General features: G+C 59.3%; 12 protein-coding genes. All 12 read right to left on the bottom strand.

Features of this window, described 5'->3' with window-relative positions:
* Positions 1 to 91: 91 nt before the first annotated feature.
* Positions 92 to 889 (bottom strand): inositol monophosphatase family protein, encoded by a 798-nt coding sequence (locus KI367_RS10495; protein ID WP_212949484.1) that lies wholly within the window; start codon positions 887 to 889, stop codon positions 92 to 94.
* Positions 890 to 967: 78 nt separating this feature from the next.
* Positions 968 to 1,750 carry a TrmB family transcriptional regulator gene (locus KI367_RS10490; protein ID WP_036709460.1) on the bottom strand — a complete coding sequence of 261 codons (783 nt, stop codon included), beginning with the start codon at positions 1,748 to 1,750 and terminating at the stop codon, positions 968 to 970.
* 120 nt (positions 1,751 to 1,870) lie between these two features.
* The gene (locus KI367_RS10485; protein WP_052146949.1) at positions 1,871 to 3,733 is read right to left on the bottom strand and encodes an alpha-L-fucosidase; all 1,863 of its coding nucleotides are present in this window, start codon (positions 3,731 to 3,733) and stop codon (positions 1,871 to 1,873) included.
* A 64-nt stretch (positions 3,734 to 3,797) separates the two neighbouring features.
* A complete protein-coding gene (locus tag KI367_RS10480) occupies positions 3,798 to 4,976 on the bottom strand; it encodes a glycoside hydrolase family 88 protein (RefSeq protein ID WP_212949482.1) in 1,179 nt (392 codons plus the stop codon).
* Positions 4,969 to 7,188: a glycoside hydrolase family 31 protein gene (locus KI367_RS10475; protein ID WP_212949480.1), complete on the bottom strand. Its 2,220-nt coding sequence runs from the start codon at positions 7,186 to 7,188 to the stop codon at positions 4,969 to 4,971. Before KI367_RS10475 ends, KI367_RS10480 begins: the two co-directional genes overlap by 8 nt.
* A gap of 11 nt (positions 7,189 to 7,199) precedes the next feature.
* The gene (locus tag KI367_RS10470; RefSeq protein ID WP_246536830.1) at positions 7,200 to 8,243 is read right to left on the bottom strand and encodes a glycoside hydrolase family protein; all 1,044 of its coding nucleotides are present in this window, start codon (positions 8,241 to 8,243) and stop codon (positions 7,200 to 7,202) included.
* A 2-nt stretch (positions 8,244 to 8,245) separates the two neighbouring features.
* Positions 8,246 to 9,436 (bottom strand): glucuronate isomerase, encoded by a 1,191-nt coding sequence (locus KI367_RS10465; RefSeq protein WP_212949478.1) that lies wholly within the window; start codon positions 9,434 to 9,436, stop codon positions 8,246 to 8,248.
* Between the two features lie 147 nt (positions 9,437 to 9,583).
* Complete coding sequence (locus KI367_RS10460; protein WP_212949476.1) at positions 9,584 to 12,019, bottom strand: glycosyl hydrolase family 95 catalytic domain-containing protein; 2,436 nt, start codon at positions 12,017 to 12,019, stop codon at positions 9,584 to 9,586.
* Positions 12,020 to 12,052: 33 nt separating this feature from the next.
* A complete protein-coding gene (locus KI367_RS10455; RefSeq protein WP_212949474.1) occupies positions 12,053 to 13,615 on the bottom strand; it encodes an extracellular solute-binding protein in 1,563 nt (520 codons plus the stop codon).
* 205 nt (positions 13,616 to 13,820) lie between these two features.
* On the bottom strand, positions 13,821 to 15,707 hold the full coding sequence (locus tag KI367_RS10450) for a cache domain-containing sensor histidine kinase (protein ID WP_036715496.1): 1,887 nt from the start codon (positions 15,705 to 15,707) through the stop codon (positions 13,821 to 13,823).
* A 5-nt stretch (positions 15,708 to 15,712) separates the two neighbouring features.
* On the bottom strand, positions 15,713 to 16,735 hold the full coding sequence (locus KI367_RS10445) for a response regulator transcription factor (protein WP_212949471.1): 1,023 nt from the start codon (positions 16,733 to 16,735) through the stop codon (positions 15,713 to 15,715).
* Between the two features lie 73 nt (positions 16,736 to 16,808).
* The gene (locus KI367_RS10440) at positions 16,809 to 18,389 is read right to left on the bottom strand and encodes an extracellular solute-binding protein (RefSeq protein ID WP_212949469.1); all 1,581 of its coding nucleotides are present in this window, start codon (positions 18,387 to 18,389) and stop codon (positions 16,809 to 16,811) included.
* Positions 18,390 to 18,493: the final 104 nt, after the last annotated feature.

Genomic DNA, 18,493 nt, shown 5'->3' with positions numbered 1-18,493 from the left:
ATGCCAATTCACCCCCTGATTATGCCGGACTCCGGACGCAAAAAAACCGGGGCATGCTGCCCCGGACATTCCTCCCGCCATCACCGCTTGCTTACTCCGCCAACACCTTTTGAATGCTGAACCGCAAAGGTTCATATCCGGCGATGACGCCTGAAGTTCCCCAGGCAAACGGCTTGCCGTCCACGTCCGACACGCTTCCCCCCGCTTCTTCGATCAGCAGGGCACCGGCCATCCAGTCGTAGATTTCCCGCCCGTATTCCCAGTAAGCATCCATCCGGCCGCAGGCGACGTACGCCATTTGGAGCGCGACGGAACCCAGCATGCGCACGGCCGTCGATTCGGGGAGCAGCTTGCCGAAGCTCCAGGAGGTGTAGCGGACGTTTTCCGGTTCGACGTCGACTTTGTTCGGCGGTGCCGTCAGCAGCAGTGCATCCTTCAGTTTCGTTTTCCGCGCCACCCCGATCCGTTTTCCGTTCAGAAACGCCCCCTGACCCCGAAGAGCATAAAAAAACTCACCCTGGTTCGCATCATATACCGCGGCAAAGACGGGAACGCCGTCTTCGATCAGGCACAAAGAGGTCGACCAGAACGCAAACCCTTGGTGCAGATGCACCGCGCCGTCGATCGGATCGAGCACCCAATAGGCCCCGCCGAATTCGGGATCGGCCTGTTTGCCGGCATCCAGCTCGGCTTCCGACCAGCACACGCCGGGATAACGGGGCTCCAAAGCCTTTCGAATCTCCCGTTCGGCCCAGCCGTTGGCATCGTTGAAACGTTCGATCAGAAGCTCCCGGGTTTGCGGCGGCTGCTCGCGGTTATATTTTTGCAAAAGCAGCTGCCCGGTGCGGGTTAAAACGTCCCGAATTTCATCGACATTCGCTTGGATCATACAAAATACAACTCCTTCGACATTTTAATGGTATTCATAAATACTACTACAAAATCCGCAAAAGAGGCGGAGCCGGCCCTAGGCGAGCAGCTCCCGGTAAGAGGCAATGATCTTTTCGTAATCCTTGCCGTAGTTCTCCGCCAATGCATCGCCAAAATCCCGTTCGATCCGCTCGCCGACCAGATCATGGTAAAATCCGTTTTTCAAAAGCTCGATGATCGACGGATGGTCCGTCTCCAGCGCGGACAATTTGACGGTTTTGCCAAAGCTTCCGATCAATGCGGCCTTGCCGTCGGCTAAAACGGAAAATTTCCTCGATATATGCCCTTCCCAGTCCGCACTCCTCAGGTGGGTGATGACTTCCTTCAGCGGCGTATGAACCTTGCCGATCGTCATGACGATGACGCGAACGCCCCGCCCTTCGGCATCCAGCAGCGCTTCTTCCATCGCTTGAAAATCTTCGGACCATACATCGACGATAATGCTGCGCTCGCTGTTGGCGATCACCCGATCCATCGCCTGCCGCAGCGCTTGCTCTCCTTTCCAGGAATAAAAGGACGCCGCCTTTTTCGGAGGCGCATCCAGCTCCTGCAGCAGCAGCCTGGAGGTTTGGTCGAAACGCGTTTTCATCGTGCGGATCAGCTCCGCGATCGGAACGGCATCGTACAAAACGGGTTCGGCCTCAATCGTGCGGCACACCCCTTTGTCCGTAAGCGCGCGCAAGGCGGCATAAACGTTGGTTCGGGATACGGATACCCTTTTCGCCACTTCATATCCCGAAATCTCCGGCTCTTCCAGCAGGGCAAGGTAAATTCTCGCCTCCAAATCGGACAAGCCGATGCTTCGCAATTCCTCGATCATGGACTCACCCCTTTTTCGGATTTTATAGTATTATTTATAAATACTACTCATAGAGCCATCACATGTCAACCCGAAAAAAAGAAACAACCCGGACCGGAAAACCGGCAGCGGGCTGTTCTTTTATATAAAAGATTTGGCCGCCGGCGTTAACCTCAGTTGCCGCGGCTGCATCAAATACGCGCCTTCGATCCGTTCGGCATGCAGCTCGATCCGGTATTCGCCCGCATCCGGAAAATGAAGGATGCCGGCTTCGAATTCGCGGAATTCGTATGGACCTCCGGTCGGCTCGACCTTTTGACGGAGCGTTTGACCGGGAGCGGAAGCCTCCAAGCGGTAGGAACCTCCCCCGTCCGCGCCGCATCCGTAAACCAGGCTTGCCGTAAATGTGCAGGGGCCTGAAGTGCGTATGTTCCAGAACGCAAAATCCGCAGGGTCGGACCAATCGAGCAGGTTGTCGCGGTTTTTTTTGCCCGTGTCGTAGCGGAGCGCGGAGCCGGAAATTTCGCTTTCAAAAACCCCCAGCTCGTACATCGGCGGCGAACCCGGGCCGTCCATCAGCAACCGGACGGGATTTCCTTGGACCGCTTCGGCGCATAGGACCGCCAGGACGACCGGTTTTCCGTCCGGAATCTGCAGCCCATCGTCCAGGAATACGACAATATCCTGTGCGCCCTGCCGCCGGAACGCCAAATCCTCCCCTCCTGCCAGGGGGTAGATCCGCTCGACCCGACTTAGCAGCCCCGGCACCACCAGCTGTCCATCCGCAGGCCGGTCGTATATGTGCAGGTACAGCGTACGGCCTTTCAGCGTGCATCTTCCCCAAGACGGCTTGGCGGTCGGCGACGCTCCCGCGCCGTAAATGCTTTCCCCGTTCGCCTGCAGCCACTCGCCCACCTCCAGCAGGATCGATTCGGAGACGGGATCCCATTCGCCCGTGGCCGTCGGTCCGACGTTGATGACGAGATTGCCGTTTTTGCTGACCACGTCGATGATTTGGCGAATGATGGCATCCGGCCGCTTCCAGTTGGCATCCGATTTTTTATAGCCCCAGGAGTCGTTCAGCGTGATGATATTTTCCCAGTCCCTGCGGACGGCCCGGGTTTCAAGCTGATTGTCGGAGGTGTTGGCGTAATCCCCGAGCGGGCTTTTCCAGACGCGGCTGTTCACCAGGCAGTCCTGCTGCAGGGCGTGAACGGTGGTCAGAAACGCTTCCCCCTGCTCCCGGGTCAGCTTGCCCCCGCAGTCGAACCACATCAGCCCCACCTTGCCGTATTCGGTCAGCAGCTCGCGCACCTGCGGCAGCGATTTGCGGTGAAGATATTGGTCGAACCGGGAACGTTTGTCTTCATCGTGAATCCAGCTCTCCACCTCGTCGTAGGCGCCGATGTTGCCGGGATAATCCCAGGTGTTGCCCTGCGAGTCCGGGTCATGCCAATCCATGGCGTGCGAATAATAAATGCCGAATACCAGTCCTTCCTCGCGGCACGCTTCGGCCAATTCCTTCAACGGGTCCCGCCCGAACGGCGTATGCCGCACGATGGAGTAGTCGGATATTCTCGAGTCGTACATCGCAAATCCGTCATGATGTTTGGCGGTAAAAATAATATATTTCAACCCGGCCCGCTTGGCGGTCCGCACCCATCTGCCGGCATCGAAGGCGGTAGGGTTGAAACGCTCGGCCATTTCCTCGTAAGCCTGCACCGGGATGCGGGCGCGCAGCATAATATGCTCGCTGTAGGAAGCTTTGACCTCTTCCCCGTTCCACTCGCCGGCCGGAAGCGCGTAAGGCCCCCAATGAATGAACAGGCCGAGCCTCGCTTCGCGCCACCAGGCGATCCTTCGCTCATGGGCTTCGTCCCCGGCCTCCGGGCCATCGTTTACGGCCTGCAGAGGATCATCCAGCAGATTTTCCTCGCGGACGGCCGATGGATACTCGCGTCCCGGTAGGTTGATGTCCGTCTGATGCCCCTTCCGATTCCCCATGCTTCTCCCGATCCCCTTTCCTTGTCCCGTGTCCTGTTCAATAGCCTCCTATTTCGTACATCCGTTACCAAAAACCGAGCTTGGAACCGCGCAGCCTCGAGACGGCCTCCACGAAGAAGTAGTCTCCGTAAATAAGCGGCGTATCGATGTGCACCCCGCCCGGCAGATTGGAGGTACCCGACAAAATCAACCCTTCCTCGTCCTCCCGGTCCCAAGCGCCGTATTGCTCATCCAGGGCGCGGACAAGCCGTCCGGCGGCGTCCAAATACGTTTGGCCTTCTCCTGCGGGAACATGGGCCGCAAGCTCGATCAGCCCGCAGGCGGCGCAGGCGCCGGCCGAGGTGTCGCGCGGCGTGTCGTCGTTCCGGGGCGCCCGGAAGTCCCAATGAGGCACGTAATCCTCCGGCAGATGGGCCAAAAAGAAATGCGCGGCCCGCTTGGCTGCGGTCAAAAACGCTTCGTTTCCGGTATATTTATAGGAAAGCGCCATCCCGTACAACGTCCAGGCGCTGCCCCTCGCCCAGGCCGAATCCTCCGCATAACCCTGCCCGGCATCCGCGCCGAGCAGTTCCCCGGTTTCGGCGTCAAAGCGCAAAATGTGATAGCTCGATCCGTCCGGGCGCATGAAATGCTCAAGGACCGTTTCCGCATGCGCGGCGGCGATATGCCGGAAGCGCGGGTCGTTCGTCGTTTCCGAAGCCCAATACAGCAGCGGCAGGTTCATCATCGTATCGATGATCGACCAGCCGGCACGGTTGATGTTCTCCGCATCATGCCAAGCCCGGATATACCGTCCCTTCAGGTTAAAACGGCTCGCCAGCTGCGATGCCGCCATCAGCCCCCGCTGCCGGGAGCGTTCATTGCCCGTGATACGGTAGTTGGCCACGGCGGAAAGCAGCCAGATAAACCCCGAATCATGGTGCACCGCCAGCGCATGCAGCGGTTCATCGAGCCGTTCTTCGCACCGTTCCGCGATGTCCCTGAATTCGGGTTGTCCGCCGTCCGCGGACAGCTGCCATAAAATGCCCGGCCAGAAGCCGGCCGTCCACCAGGACACGCGCATATCGTCGTATACGCCGTTCACGGAGGCATGCGGGCAGCTGACGCCGATGCGGCGGCTGGTCCGTCCGATTTTGTGGCGAATCCGGTCCCACGCGCCGTCCGCCCAAACTTGGACGGAAGCAGGGATCTCTGCCGGTTGCAGCGGTTTGGCTTCGGCTTGTTGTAAAGTCTGTTCACTCATTGCATATTCCTCCTCTATTCGCAGGTTCAGATGCTTCCGGCGGCAAGCTGGTCTGCCCGAAACGCCAGCCCGCGATGCGGTATCGGCTTCCCGCTCCTCCCGGCTCCACGGTGCCGGAAAAGCTCCCGTCCGCGGTTTTGGCCACCGTCACTTTACGCCAGCATCCGCCGGTCTGTTCGTAATCAAAGGTCTCTCCGTCATCGTCGTACAGCAGGCTTTCGCCCGGTGCGGATCCAAAATGGACCAGCTCGATCGGAATGTCTCCTTCGGGCACATGGCTTAAGGCAGGCATCATCGGAATGACGGCACCCTCGCGAACGAAAAGCGGGAGGCGTTCCAGCGGGCACTCCACGCGGATGACGCGCCCCCCCTCGCGGCGCACGCCGGTTTCGGCTTCATACCAGACGCCCTCCGGCAGCAGCACATCCCTTCCGGTTTCGCCCGCAAACATCGGCGCGACAAGCAGATCGCGCCCGATGCAAAACTGGTCATCCCATTCGCGCCCAAGCCGGGTTCCGTAGGCTCCCTCCGAAGTATCAAGCACATCGAAGGCTTGGATCGGTCCTTTGGGAGAGGCACCGTTTAAGGCTGCAGCGTCCGGATGATTTTCTCCGGCGGCGGATGCGGCGCGCTGCTTCGTGCGCTTTGCTTCGTCCAGCACGAGCGGCATGGCCGGAAACGGAGGCGTCCCGTTCGCCTCATATTCGGCGAATACGGTATACAAATAAGGCAGCAGGCGCATCCGCAAACGGATATAATGGCGGATCTCCGCCTCCGCTGCGGGATCGCTCCACGGCTTCACGCCGTCCCCCCAGGCGTTCAGCATTGCCAGCGGCGAGAAGCAAACCGTCTGCATCCGCCGCACCCAGTCTTCGGTGCTTTCGGTCCGGCGCACCTCCGGGCTCCAAAGCAGCCCGCAAAACGATGCGTTGCACAGCGCCCTTACAAATTGCCTGTGGTCGTACAAATCCGAGTACAGCACGTACGGAAGCGACGACGCGCCCGCGTTGGAGGCCCGGACAAGCCCGTAAGTCCGCAGGTTTTTCCGGCGATAGAGGCCGCTTGTGATGTCCTGCAGCAGCAACCCGTACAGCTGCCGCATTTGCTCCCCGTCATGTCCGGACGGAAAGGCCGCATGCGCCGGGAACATCCATGAATTGCGCGTCAGCTCGCTGCCGTCGCACTCGTCCAGCTTGTAGCCGGCTATGCCGAGGCTGACATGCTCCCGTTCATGCTGGGCGGCGTACAGCTCCCTCGCCTTCTCCAGCGCAAAGTCGGGGGCAAGGCCGCCCCATACGGCGTAATCGCCGGACAGCGCCTGCATCTCGCCGTACAATTCCGACCGCGGCGATATGTAGGGATGCTCCCACAGATTGAGCCGGAACCCGGCCTGCCGCATGCGGGAAACGAATCCGGCCGGATCGGGGAAACGGTCCGCACCCCATTCATAAGTGCAAGGGTAACTCGCCGAATGCCAGCCCGGCTCCAGCCCGATGACGTCGCAAGGAATGTCCCTTGCGCGGAACTCCATCGCCTCCCGCTCGACCTCTTCATCCCGGTACAGCGTCGGGACGCGGTGCCAGAAGCCCAGCCCCCAGCGCGGGGGCAAAACGCCCCCGCCGCAGAACAGGTTGTAGCGGCGCACCGCATCCATCATGCCGGGACCGGCAAACAGGTATACCGCCGCGCCTTCCGGCGGGAGCCGGATTTCCAGCCGGTCCGACGCCGGCGTCGCTTTCCAGCCGCGATCCGTATTGCGGTCGCGTGCCTCTGCCGCGGCGCCTTCATGCTGCCGCAGCGTCGACCCGCAGTACATCGTGACGGCCCGCGCGGTATCCACCAGCACGCCGTACCCGCGCCCGCTCACCAGAAAAGGGACGGGCGCATGCGTCTCCCCCGTATCCTGCCGGGGATCGCTGTTTACCCGCAGGTATCGGGTTCGGCCGCGCTGATTCATCCGCATGAACTGCAGGCCGGCGCCGTACAGCTCCTCGCTTTGGCCGAGCGGAAACGACAGCAGGCTCCCGCCTGCTTTGAGCTCGGTGAATGCGATTTCCTCCCATTCTATCGGAAGCGGAACATCCGGCATCCCGGCCATCGCTTCCGTTTTCGGCTTCCGTTTCATGCAGGTGAGCGGCGTCAGCCCCTCCGGGCTGCCGAGGGTCGTCTTCCATACGCCCGGCGCCGCTTGGATCCAATCCGTATGCCGCATAGCTCTCCCTCCTACAGGCCGCCCGGCGGGTCTGCCGAGAGCGGTATCACCATATTCCATGTCTGCCGCGCATGACGGAAACCTCCCGGACCGTCGGCGGTCGCCGCAAACAGATGCGTCGGCCGGCCGTCCTGGAACAAAAGGAAAGGCCGCTCGAAGCTGCCCATCACCCGCTTCCGTCCGTCATCCCATAAAATTTCCCGCGAATAAGCTTTAGGGGCATCGGCTAACCGCCAATCCGTCCCGTTGTCCGATAAAGCCAAAATGCCGCCGTGCTTCTCGCCGCAAAGATGGCCTTCCATATCTTTGGCGATCATGGCGTATCCGTTATCGGTCCGCCAAATGAACGGGTCCTCCACATGCACGTCGGGCGGAAACAACGGCTCCTCGCGGATGACGCGGTAAGGTCCCTCCGGCCCATCCGCCATCGCCGCGCCAAGCGTCATGTTGCCGTACGCGTGTCCTTCATATTTCCGCGCCTTATAAATCAGGAGCACCGATCCGTCCTCCCTGACGCAAGGCGCCGGGTTGGAAGTCAGGTAGCTGTCGAACTTGCCGGGGCGCACAGGCAAAATCGGGGAATCCATCCGCTCCCATGGTCCGAACACGCTGTCCGATACGGCCAAGCCTACCCGTTTGTTCGCCCTCGCCGTGATCGCACGGCAGTCATCCAGCCCAATCTCCTCCCCGGGTTTCGCCTCCGCAAACGGATGCGTGGAGCCCATATAGTAGAGGAAATACTTGCCGCCATGCCGGATAATATGAGGATTATGCGTGCTGCGCCCGTCCCAATACTCCGCCCCCCTGGCGGGAAGCACCGTTTCGGCGTAAAGATAAGGTCCCTCCGGCGTATCCGATACGGCTCTGACGATCTCCGAGCGGAGAAGCCAGCCCGGATGCATCGGCAGCCAGTCGGGCCATCGGGAAGCAAACATATGATAGCGCCCGTCCTCGCCGCGTATGACCGAACCGCACCATACCCACCAGCCGTCCATCCGAAAGCCGCCGTTGACCGGCGCGGGCAGCATCCGATCCATCAGCGAAACATCCATCATGCTCACTCCCGCCCCTTCAGTCCGTACCGCCCGGCCGCACTCCCATACAGCCATTCCGCCCCGCAGTAAAGCGCAAATTCGCGGTCCATCCATCCCTTGGCGACCTGCTCATCCAAAAATCCCGCCAGCAGCCGCTTCACGACATGAATCTTGCCGTACGTCCATTCGATGCAGCGGGCATCCGATACGATCAGCGAGCTTTTGGCGGGAGCCAGCGCTTCGAGCCGGTACTGCATGCTTTGCGTATACGTGCTTGCCCGGAAGTTGTACCACCACATCCCGCCGACATGGACATTCGGGAAGTTCCATGCCGCCTGCACGACGTCCAGGTTGCTCAGCTCCGCGGCGGTGACCAGCTCAAACGGGATGGAGTATTTTTCGAAAAATCCGTACAGCCGGACGACCCGGAGCGGGTCATTGACCGGCGCCGCGGAAGCGCTGCCCCATCTGCGCTCCACGCCGAGAAACAACTGAAGAAACATGCCGCGGCGCTCCAGCTCCGCGCACGCTTCGTGCAAAAGCATGAACAGCACCTCGTCGGACCGGCTGTCCCTGCCGATCCGGTACGTTTCATGCGCCGACGCCTCAAACTCCGGGAGCGTGGTCATGATGCCGGGGCAGCCCATTTCCTGATATTCGCCCAACTGTTTGCGAACCTGTTCCTTGGCCTGCTCAAGCGCTTCCTCCCGCCGATCCGACTGCAATATTTGTCCGACCAGCTTGGGCAGCCAGCCGTCGATCCGCGGAAACAGCAGCGCATCGTGCCCCATGCCTTCGAATGAGGCATGCTGCGGATGATTGACGGTAAAACGGCGCACATGCAGCCGGTCCGCCACGTTTTGCGCCCAGCCGGGATCTTTACGATGTGCCTTGATCCGCTCATCCGCTTCCCGGACCGATGCCGCGTCCGTCAGCTTCACCCCGTACAAGTCCTTCAAGATCGTGGTGAACGCGATGTTCATCAGCGTGTTGCGCGAAACATGGTAAGCGTTCAGGAAAGCTTCGATCCGCTTTTCCTCCGGCAATGATCCTGCCCCGGGCGGATAACCTGCGCTCTGAAGCTCCCGGTTCAGCCAGAAATAGTCGGCGATTTCCCAAAAGTCTTCCGCGCACAGATGGTCGCCCGCCAGATGGGTATGCGTATCGATGACGTCCGTCGCCATGATGTCGTCCAGCAAAGAAGCCTCTTTCATCCGGAACCCTCCTTCGGTTGCCAGCTTGCGTTTGTATTGTTTTCATTTCGGTTCATCCTTCGCCCATCGCCGGGCCGCGCCCGAAGCACATAACTTTTGCCGGCCCGGAACCCGATGTTACGGCCTGAAAATAGGCGGATAACCGGCTCAACCCCGATTCGCCGACGGCCTGAATGCCGCTGTCAGAACCGTCGCCTCGCCGGCATGAAGCCGCAACGGAATCTCCAGCCCCTGCTTGGCAGCCAAAGGAGCCCTCTGTCCGGCAGTACTCCGGAGCGTACAATGCCCCTCAACCATTTCGGCCCCCTCAGGCAGCTTCACCAAGACGCGCTGATCGGCCGTTGACGATGCCAGCTTTACCTCCAGCCGCCCTTGTTCCCCATCCCAACCGATGTCCACTTCGATGCCGCCGCAGGCCGACAGTCCCTGCACGCGCCCCCTTCGCCACTTCGAAGGCAGCGCCGGAAGAATCTTCAGCAGCCCCGGCTCGGAATAGAGCAGCATTTCCTGCACCGCCGCCGTCCAGCCCATGTTCGCATCCAGCTGCACCGGTGCCCAATCCATGGCGAGTCCGATCCCCATCTGCCGCCAGTCGTTATGGAGCGTATAAAAGTTGTTGATCACCGACGAGCGGCTTAGCAAATCCAGGCATTCGAGCGCCAAATCCCCCTCGCCCAAACGGGCGTACAAATTCGCCATATGGGCAAGCGACCAGCCGGTCTGCTCTTTGATCCCGACGACCAGCCTTTTCCGGACCGCCGTCCAAAACGCCTCGAACAAAACAGGATCCTTCTCCTTCGTCATCTCCTTGCCCGGAAACACCGGATAAAGATGCGACTGATGGCGGTGGTGGTATTCGTCGTCGTATGAAGGATGCATCCATTCCCGGACCGCGCCGTCTTCATTCACCTGGTAATCCGGGATGCGCCGCAACAGCTCCTTCCAGACGGGAATTTCGCCCGGGTACATGCCTTCCTCCTCGGCCCCCGCCACCAGGCGGCTCAGCACCTCCTTCGCGATGGCAAAATCCATCGTCGCGTTAATCGTCGTCCCTTTCGGTCCGCCCGCCCCGTTGCCGGGCCTGTTCTCCGGCGAATTGGACGGGCAGCTGAGCAGCCTGCCGTCTTCCCCAACGACAAAAAAATCTTCATAAAACAAAGCAACCTCCCTTAAAAACGGGAGCGCCCGGTTTCTAAGAAACTCCCGGTCGCCGGTATAAAGGTAATAATCGTAATAATGTTGGGCGACCCAGCCCGCCGCTCCCGTCCAGTGAACGATATGCGGCGCGAGCGTCTTGACGAGCCCCGAATCCGGAGCCGTCGGCGCCGGGATAAAAATTCCCCTGCAGCCAAAAAGATGCCGGGCATTCGAACGGAAATCGTCCAGCAGCCGCTCCATATAATCGAACACCGTCAGGAGCAGCTCCGGCATCCGGCCGCTCAGCGCCTGCCAATACATCATCTGCAGGTTTTCATTGGCCATGTTGAACGCCCAAAAGCCCCGGTACTCGCCGCACCATAATCCGTATAGATGACAGGGGTTGCCCCCTTCGCGGGAGCTTGAAATGAGCAGGTACCTGCCGTACGCCCACATTTTCTCCACCAGGGCCAGCGGCGCTTCGCCTTGATAGGCTTCGAGCAGCAGCTCCTCATTGGAACGCTCCCTCCCGCCCGCGGAGAGATCCAGCGATACCCGGTCAAACAGCCCGCGATGCTCGCGGACATGCGCGGCCAGCAGTTCGCGGTAGCCTCTTTGCTCCGCCGCCAGTTCAGCTTTCAGTCTCGCCCATTCCGCTTCCCTGCTGCCGGAAACGAACATGCGGAGCAAAACGAGCACCTTCCCGGCGCCTTCGACCACCGTTTCCGCCCCGTCGGCGGCCAAGCTGCCGTCCGCCGGAACGATCCGGGCTACCGCTCCGAATTCGCTGCCGTCGTCGCTACGGGCCGCGTACCATACATAAGCGCCGTCCGCCCCCGACTCCGCGTCCGTCGGCAGCGGCGCTTCAGGCCGGCCCGGCGGCCGTTTAACATCCGCCGGATCATGGAGCCCCAGCGATAAACCGGCCCTTACGGCCGAAGGCTCTTCCGCCCGCAGCTCCATCACGACCATGTCATCGGGGCGGGATACGAACAGGGCCCGCTCGAAAGCGGCCCCCCTGTCCTGCCAGCGAACGATGATTTCGCCGGTCTGCATATCCAGCTCGCGGGAATAGTGTTTGAATCCTTCGCCTACTTCGCAACGGATCGTCAGATCGCCCAGCGGAAGCGGAACGGCCATCACCGGATCGTATCCAAGGTTTTGAAGCTCCCGAATCAGCATCGGCTCGGCCTCTGCCTCCCGGCCCGCCAGCATCAGCCGGCGCATGTCCGCAAGCCGTTCGCTGACGTCGGGCAGCTCGGGCGTGCGGCTCTGCCACCATAAATCGCCGTGCGTCAGCATGATGGTCTCGTGATGAACGCCTCCGTACACCGCCGCTCCGAGACGGCCGTTTCCGGCCGGAAGCGCTTCGCGCCACCTAGCGCCCCACCAGGAAGACGGGGTAAGGAGCTTCAGCCTCCATGCTTCCGCGGAACCCGTATCCATGCTGTACACCTCTTTCCCCGCTAGCCGCGGATGTTATTGGTTGCGGCTCGATTGATTCAGAATGCCGTCGTTGTTTTTGAAGCGTTCGGTCGCCTCTTTGACAATTTCATTGCCGCCTTTTTGCTTATACTCCTCGATGACCTTCGGCCAATCCGAAATCGGCTCTTTGCCGTAAATCATTTTCACCATGTGGTCGATGATCAGCTTCGGCGCCTGGTCGGGACGTTTGGACGCCAAATCCGGGAATTGGCTGAAGGTTTCCAGGTCCGGCACGAAACCGATGCCGCCGATGCCTTCGTGGGCCAGCGTTTCGTCCAGCGCCTTCAGCACGTCCGTACCGCCCGGAAGCAGCTCGGTGCGCTCGCGGTTGATCGTTGCGTCGCCCACCCATCTGAGCAGGGAACGGAAGCCTTGTTCGTCATTGCCTTGTTTGTCGGTCGGGAACTTATAATCGATCTTGCCGTCTTTTTCGGTGTAGTTTTCCCCCTCGATGCCGAAGCTGAAGAACTTCACGGCCTCCGGCGTCTGCATCCAGTCGAACAGCTTGATGATGCGGATCGCTTTTTCCTTGCTGACCTTGCTGTTGATATACAGGGAGGTGTTGACCGAGCTGTACAGGCCGTAGCCTTTCAAGCCGTTGTCTCCTTCGGGAGACGGGATGATATCGACCTTCGCATCCGGCACGGCCTCCTGGATTTTGGTGCGGAAATCGAGCAAGCCGGCTGCGTTCGCCGTCCAGATGCCCGCGTTCCCCGCCTGGATGTTCTCGGTGTACTGCGGCGCCTGGATGGTGGCAAAGTCCTTCTGGATCAGGCCCTCTTCATACATCGTTTTATAGAAGTTGAGCGCTTTTTCCATGTTCTCGGCATTGAAGAATTTCGGAACGACTTCGCCGTCCTTCTCCATGAACTGGTATCCGAGCGCGTCGTAGGCCCCGAAGCCGATGTCCGCATATTTAAAGTTCTCGCGGGCTTGGTACGGCGCAGGCACGCCCAGTTTTTTGAATGCGCGCAGCACGTTCAGAAGATCGTCCATCGTTTTCGGCACCGGAAGCCCCGTTTTTTCGAGCAGGTCGGTCCGGATAAACGTCGCGCGGCGGGAAGGGTTGCTCAGCCATGTCGGCACGCCGTAGATTTTTCCTTTATAGCTCACTTCGGCCCAGGCTTCCTTCGGAACCGCTTTCATAATATTCGGCGCATACTCCTTGAGCAGGTCGTCGAGCGGCATAAACACGCCGGCTTCAATGGATCCCGACATCGATTTGTCCGTCGCGCCGCCGACGTTTTGCACCACGTCAGGAATCTCCCCGCCCGCAAACATGATCGACATCTTGGAGTCGAAATCCTTGAGCGGAATCATCTGGATGTCTACGTCGATGTTCGCCCTCTTTTCAAATTCTTTGACCCACTTGTCGTTGTTGATATCCTTTGCGCTTTCTGCGTAACTGTTTCCGCTTGTTGTCAGGGAGATCGAAAATTTGAGCGGCTTGGACTCGTCGGAAGCGTCTGACGCTTCGGAGCCGCTGCCTTTGCCGCATCCTGCGACGCCAACCGTCAGAAGCGCCGATGCCAAAACCAGGCTAATCCATTTCTTCATTGGCTTTTCCCCTTTCCGTTACTGTAGAGACAGGCATTCTTTCCTTGCTGATCTCATGATAAAACGAAAGCCCGGGGCGCACCCATGGGGCGGATTATGCTGGTGGTGTGTTTTTTTAGGGTGTGACGGCCGGGGCTGAAGGCAATGGACGGCAAACAAAAAAACAACCGGTCTCCCGGCTGTTCCATTTTTATCGTTCACAAGGTCACCCCGCCCGCCACGCGTCTCCATCGGACCGGCCGGGAGGCAGCCATGTTCCGGCTCCGTCAGCCGTCTCCTTTTCGTGAGCCGCCGCCGTGCGCGGCATGCGCATGATCATTTTCGTGCCGCGTCCGGGGCTGCTTTCCACGCTCAGCCCATAATCCTCCCCGAACACGAGCTGAATGCGCCGGTGCACGTTGGCGACGCCGATGCCGCCGTGAATTTGCCCTTCCCCGCCGCCGTCGGCCAGCCGATTTTCGCGCAGCTTGGCTCGCAGCTCCTCGAGACGTTCCGGCGCCATGCCGCAGCCGTTGTCCTCGACGCTGACCCAGAAGCAGTCCTCCTCTTCGCCCGCATCGATCGCAATCGCATGATGATCCTCGATCCCGCCGCGGAACGCATGCTGAAACACGTTTTCCACGAGCGGCTGCAGCGTCAAGCGGACCATTTTCCGCAGCAAAAGCTCGGGCGCGACCCGCATATCGATCTCGAACGTCCGTCCGATGCGGTGGTTGATGATCACCATAAAATACATAACGTGCTTCAGCTCGTTGGCGACCGTAATTTCCTCCAAATGGGTCCGCACCGAATAATGCAGCATATAGGAAAGCGCCCCGACGATTTCGGAAATTTCCTCCGAGTCCTGGATGACGGCATAACAGACGACCGTTTCCAGCGTGTTGTACAAAAAATGCGGATTGATCTGCAGCTGCAGCGACTGGAATTCCGCCTTCTGCCGCTCGGCCTGCATCTCCTTGTTTTTCAGCTCGGACTGGTAGACGATGTCCACCAGCTCCGACAGCCGGTTGACCATCAAATTGTAGCGGATGATCAGCTCCGTAATTTCGTCGTGCCGTTTCGGGAGGGGAATGAATTCCCAGTTCCCTTTTTCGGTCTGGCTCATCCCTTTCATCAGCCTGCGGATCGGATTCGTGATCGCCCCGCCGAAGCGGTTCGCCAGGAACAGCGCGCAAAGGAACGTGATTCCCGCTACGATGAACATCAGCGTCCGCGTCGTTTCGAGCGGCTTCGTAAGCTGGCTGTCGGGGATGGACACGACCAGGTTCCAGTCCGAGTAGTCGGCCTTGCGGCTGATGTACGCCCGTTTCTCGCCTTCCGCCGCGCTGTGGAACATCGAAGCTCCCGCCCCGGAAATCTGGTTGGCCAAACTGGCGGGAAGCGCCTTTCCGGTCATCCCGGGATCGGCATGGTATTGAATCCGTCCCTGGTTATCGACGATGAAAAAATAGCTGTCCTTCCCGAGATCGATTCCTTTCCACAGCGTCGACAGCTCCTCGGACTTGACCTCGATGCCGACAAAACCTTTCATCTCCGGGGAACGCAGCCCGCGGATGCGGCGGATCAAGGTCAGCATCGGCGCCCCCTCCCCCTGGATGCTGTGATTGACGATGGTCAGGCGCCCGGACGGGTCCGTATGCTTCTTGAAGTAATCGATTTGTTTGGCCGTATCTTCCGGGCCGAGGAACGGTTCGGTGCCCCCGTTGAAATAATACAGCGCATTGCCGTTGTAGCCGAGGATGTACAGCGCGCTGATCTCCGGATTGCGGATCCAGACCGGCTCCACGATCGAATCGCGGATGTCGGTCAGGTAGCGGTAGTTTTCGTATTCCTCGCGGTCGGACGGCAGATCGATGTACTTTTTGACGTTCAGGTTGGAAAGCAGGGCCACCATCGAGCGCTGGTAGGAAGATAAATACAGGTTGGTATGATGGACGGCGTTGTTGACGATCTGCGTCATCTGATTTTCCGCGCTTTGGGACAGCTGCCTCGCCGATATCGTATAAAAGGCGATCCCGACGGTCGAAAGCGACAGCAAAATGACGACCAAAAATCCGATCAGCAGCTTGACGCGCAGCCGAAGCTTCATCATGCGCATCACTCGATGCCAAAAGACGACCGGTATTCCGAAGGCGACATGCCGACGAAATTTTTGAACGTCTTCGTAAAATGGGGATAATCCTCGTAACCGACCTGAACCGCGATGTCCGTGATGGTCAGCGTCGGGACGGCAAGCAGCTTGCGCGCTTCCTCGATCCGTTTTTTGATGCGGTAATGCACGAAGGTTTCGCCGGTCATCTTTTTGAACAATGCGCTGAAATAGGTCCGCGTCAGGCCCACCCGCTTGGCGACCTCCTCCAGCGTCACCTCTTCCGAAAGATGCAGGTCGATGAACGCCTTTGCTTCCTCGATCGGATCCTTGAATTTGCCTTTGCGCGTCAGCTGCAGCTGGGCATACATTTGCTCAAGCACCGCCCCGAATGCTGCGAGCGTTTCCTTTTTGCTGATGTCCGTGCCGCGGATGTCCAGGCAGATTTGCGGCTTCCATCCCCGCTGGGAGAGCTTTCCCGCGATCATGCGCAGGCAGTCCTCCAGCACGGATTTCATGCCGGGCACATGCAGCCCCGCAAACAATCCCTCCCGCTCCCCTTCTTCGAGCAGCCGGTCCATGTCGCTTTTTTGCAGCATCCAGATGCTTTGCTCCAGCTTTTCCGACCATTCCACGTATTTTTGCAAGGGAACGATGCTTTCGTTCATGCCGGCGATGATTTCGCGGAGCGCGTTATGCACGTCCTGCTGGGTCACCGGCTTGAGCAGGTACCGTTTGACGCCGTATTCGATCGCCCGCTGGGCGTACCCGAAATCGTTGTAGCCGGAAATGACCGCGACCTGCACATGCGCGAATTCCCGGTGGATCCGCTCGCACAGCTCCAGGCCGTCCATCCGCTTCATCCTGAGATCGGTCAACACCAGATGCGGCTCCACGCTTTGGATCATTTCCAGGGCGGACTCCCCGTCGTCTGCCGTATATATGGCCGAAAACGACGCGGGATACCGCTGCACCATTTTGACAAGCCCTTTTTGAATGACAGGTTCATCTTCCACAATCAGCACACGCATGGATCCATAACCCCTTTTCTCGCCGGATTTGAAAAGAAAGCTGCGGCGCTATGCGCCTGTCTGTTTCACGACTTTAGCGGCTAGGCAAAACCAGAACGCCCTCCCGCGCACGATAGCGCTGCGTCGCCTCGCGGATAATGGCATCCCCGCCGCGGTCCCTGTATTCCCGAATCACCTTGGGCCAGTCCGATATTGGCTCTTTGCCGTAAATCATCCGGACCATATGGTCGACGATCAGCGGCGGCGGCTGGTTCGGATTGTTCGGCGCAAGCTCGGGATAAATGCCGAACGATTCCAGCTCGGGAACGAAAACGATATTGCCGAGCCCCTCTTTCGCAAGCGTCGAATCGATCGCATGAATCACGTCGCCGCCGCCGGGAAGCAGCTTCATCCGCTGGCGGTTGATCGTCAAATCATGGGTCAGCCACAGCAGCTCGCGGAAGCCTTGTTCATCCTGCTGCTCCCGGTTTTGCGGGAACCGGTATTTGATGTTTCCGTTTTCGATGGTGTAGGTGTCGCCCGGGATGCCAAAGGAAAAATAACGTTCGGCCTCGTCGGTCAACATCCAGTCGAAAAACCGCACGATGCCGACGGCCTTTTCTTTCGAAACATGCTTATTGATGAAATAGGAGTTGATCACCGAGCTGTAAAGCCCGTACCCTTTCGAACCTTCGGGCCCCATGGGAGACGGGATGACGTCCACCTCGGCCCCGGGAACGGATTCCCGGACTTTGGTGCGGAACTCAAGCAGCCCTGCCGCATTCGCCGTCCATATGCCGGACTTGCCGCTATTGATGTTGCGGCTGTATTCGCTGATGCTGACCGTGGCGAAATTTTTCGCGATCAGGCCTTCGTCAAGCATCGTCTTATAGACGGAGAGCGCCTGCGTCATGCGTTTTTCGTCGAAAAACTTCGGAACGACCTCGCCGTTTTGAAGCTCGAACTGGTATCCCAGCACGTCATACGCGCCAAAAACGATATCCGCGTATTTGAAATTTTCGCGCATCTGGTATGGATTTTCCACGCCCAGCTTCTTGAAGGCGCGCAGCACGTTCAGAAAATCGTCCACCGTTTTCGGCGCCGGAAGCCCCGTTTTTTTCAGCAGATCGGTACGGATGTACGTGCCCCGCCGCGACGGATTATCCAGCCAGGCCGGGATGCCGTAAATTTTTCCATGGTAGCTCGTTTCCTGCCACGCTTCCCGCGGAATCCGCGCAAGCAGGCGGGGCGCGTACTCCCGGAGCAAATCATCCAGGGGCATAAACAATCCGGCCTCCACGGTTCCGGCCATGGCGGCGGAGCTCGCCCCGCCGACGGTCTGGATGACGTCCGGAAAATCGTCCCCGGTCAGCAGCACCGGCAGGCGTTTGTCGATATCCTTCAGCGGAAGCATCGTAATTTGCAGATCGGTGTTTGTCAGCGCTTCCAATTGTTTGACCCATTTATCCTGCTGAATGTCGGGCGACTTGGCCGCATAAGGATTGGACCCGGTGGAAAGAACGATGGAAAACGATAAAGCCCCCGAAGACGCGCCGCTGCCGGCCGCCTGCCCAGGGGAGGATTCGGAGGTGCCCGGCGAATGGGTCATTCCCGGCAAAGAACAGCCTGCAAGCGTCACAATCATCGTCAGGATCGCATACCACCATTTTTTCATGGCCTCCCCCACTTTCTTCATCCGGAGTATCGCTGCAGGACGTGACGGGCGCTTTTTCGCGTTGGTGCGGAACACCTCTATATTATCATAATTTCGCAACTATG

This window comes from Paenibacillus cookii (assembly GCF_018333375.1).
Taxonomy (GTDB): Bacteria; Bacillota; Bacilli; order Paenibacillales; family Paenibacillaceae; genus Paenibacillus_AQ; species Paenibacillus_AQ cookii.
This window is presented reverse-complemented; position numbering and strand designations above follow the sequence as displayed.

Coding starts and splice junctions, on each gene's coding strand:
- KI367_RS10495 (WP_212949484.1), bottom strand. CDS start 889: ATGATCCAAGCGAATGTCGATGAAATTCGGGACGTTTTAACCCGCACC.
- KI367_RS10490 (WP_036709460.1), bottom strand. CDS start 1,750: ATGATCGAGGAATTGCGAAGCATCGGCTTGTCCGATTTGGAGGCGAGA.
- KI367_RS10485 (WP_052146949.1), bottom strand. CDS start 3,733: ATGGGGAATCGGAAGGGGCATCAGACGGACATCAACCTACCGGGACGC.
- KI367_RS10480 (WP_212949482.1), bottom strand. CDS start 4,976: ATGAGTGAACAGACTTTACAACAAGCCGAAGCCAAACCGCTGCAACCG.
- KI367_RS10475 (WP_212949480.1), bottom strand. CDS start 7,188: ATGCGGCATACGGATTGGATCCAAGCGGCGCCGGGCGTATGGAAGACG.
- KI367_RS10470 (WP_246536830.1), bottom strand. CDS start 8,243: ATGATGGATGTTTCGCTGATGGATCGGATGCTGCCCGCGCCGGTCAAC.
- KI367_RS10465 (WP_212949478.1), bottom strand. CDS start 9,436: ATGAAAGAGGCTTCTTTGCTGGACGACATCATGGCGACGGACGTCATC.
- KI367_RS10460 (WP_212949476.1), bottom strand. CDS start 12,019: ATGGATACGGGTTCCGCGGAAGCATGGAGGCTGAAGCTCCTTACCCCG.
- KI367_RS10455 (WP_212949474.1), bottom strand. CDS start 13,615: ATGAAGAAATGGATTAGCCTGGTTTTGGCATCGGCGCTTCTGACGGTT.
- KI367_RS10450 (WP_036715496.1), bottom strand. CDS start 15,707: ATGATGAAGCTTCGGCTGCGCGTCAAGCTGCTGATCGGATTTTTGGTC.
- KI367_RS10445 (WP_212949471.1), bottom strand. CDS start 16,735: ATGCGTGTGCTGATTGTGGAAGATGAACCTGTCATTCAAAAAGGGCTT.
- KI367_RS10440 (WP_212949469.1), bottom strand. CDS start 18,389: ATGAAAAAATGGTGGTATGCGATCCTGACGATGATTGTGACGCTTGCA.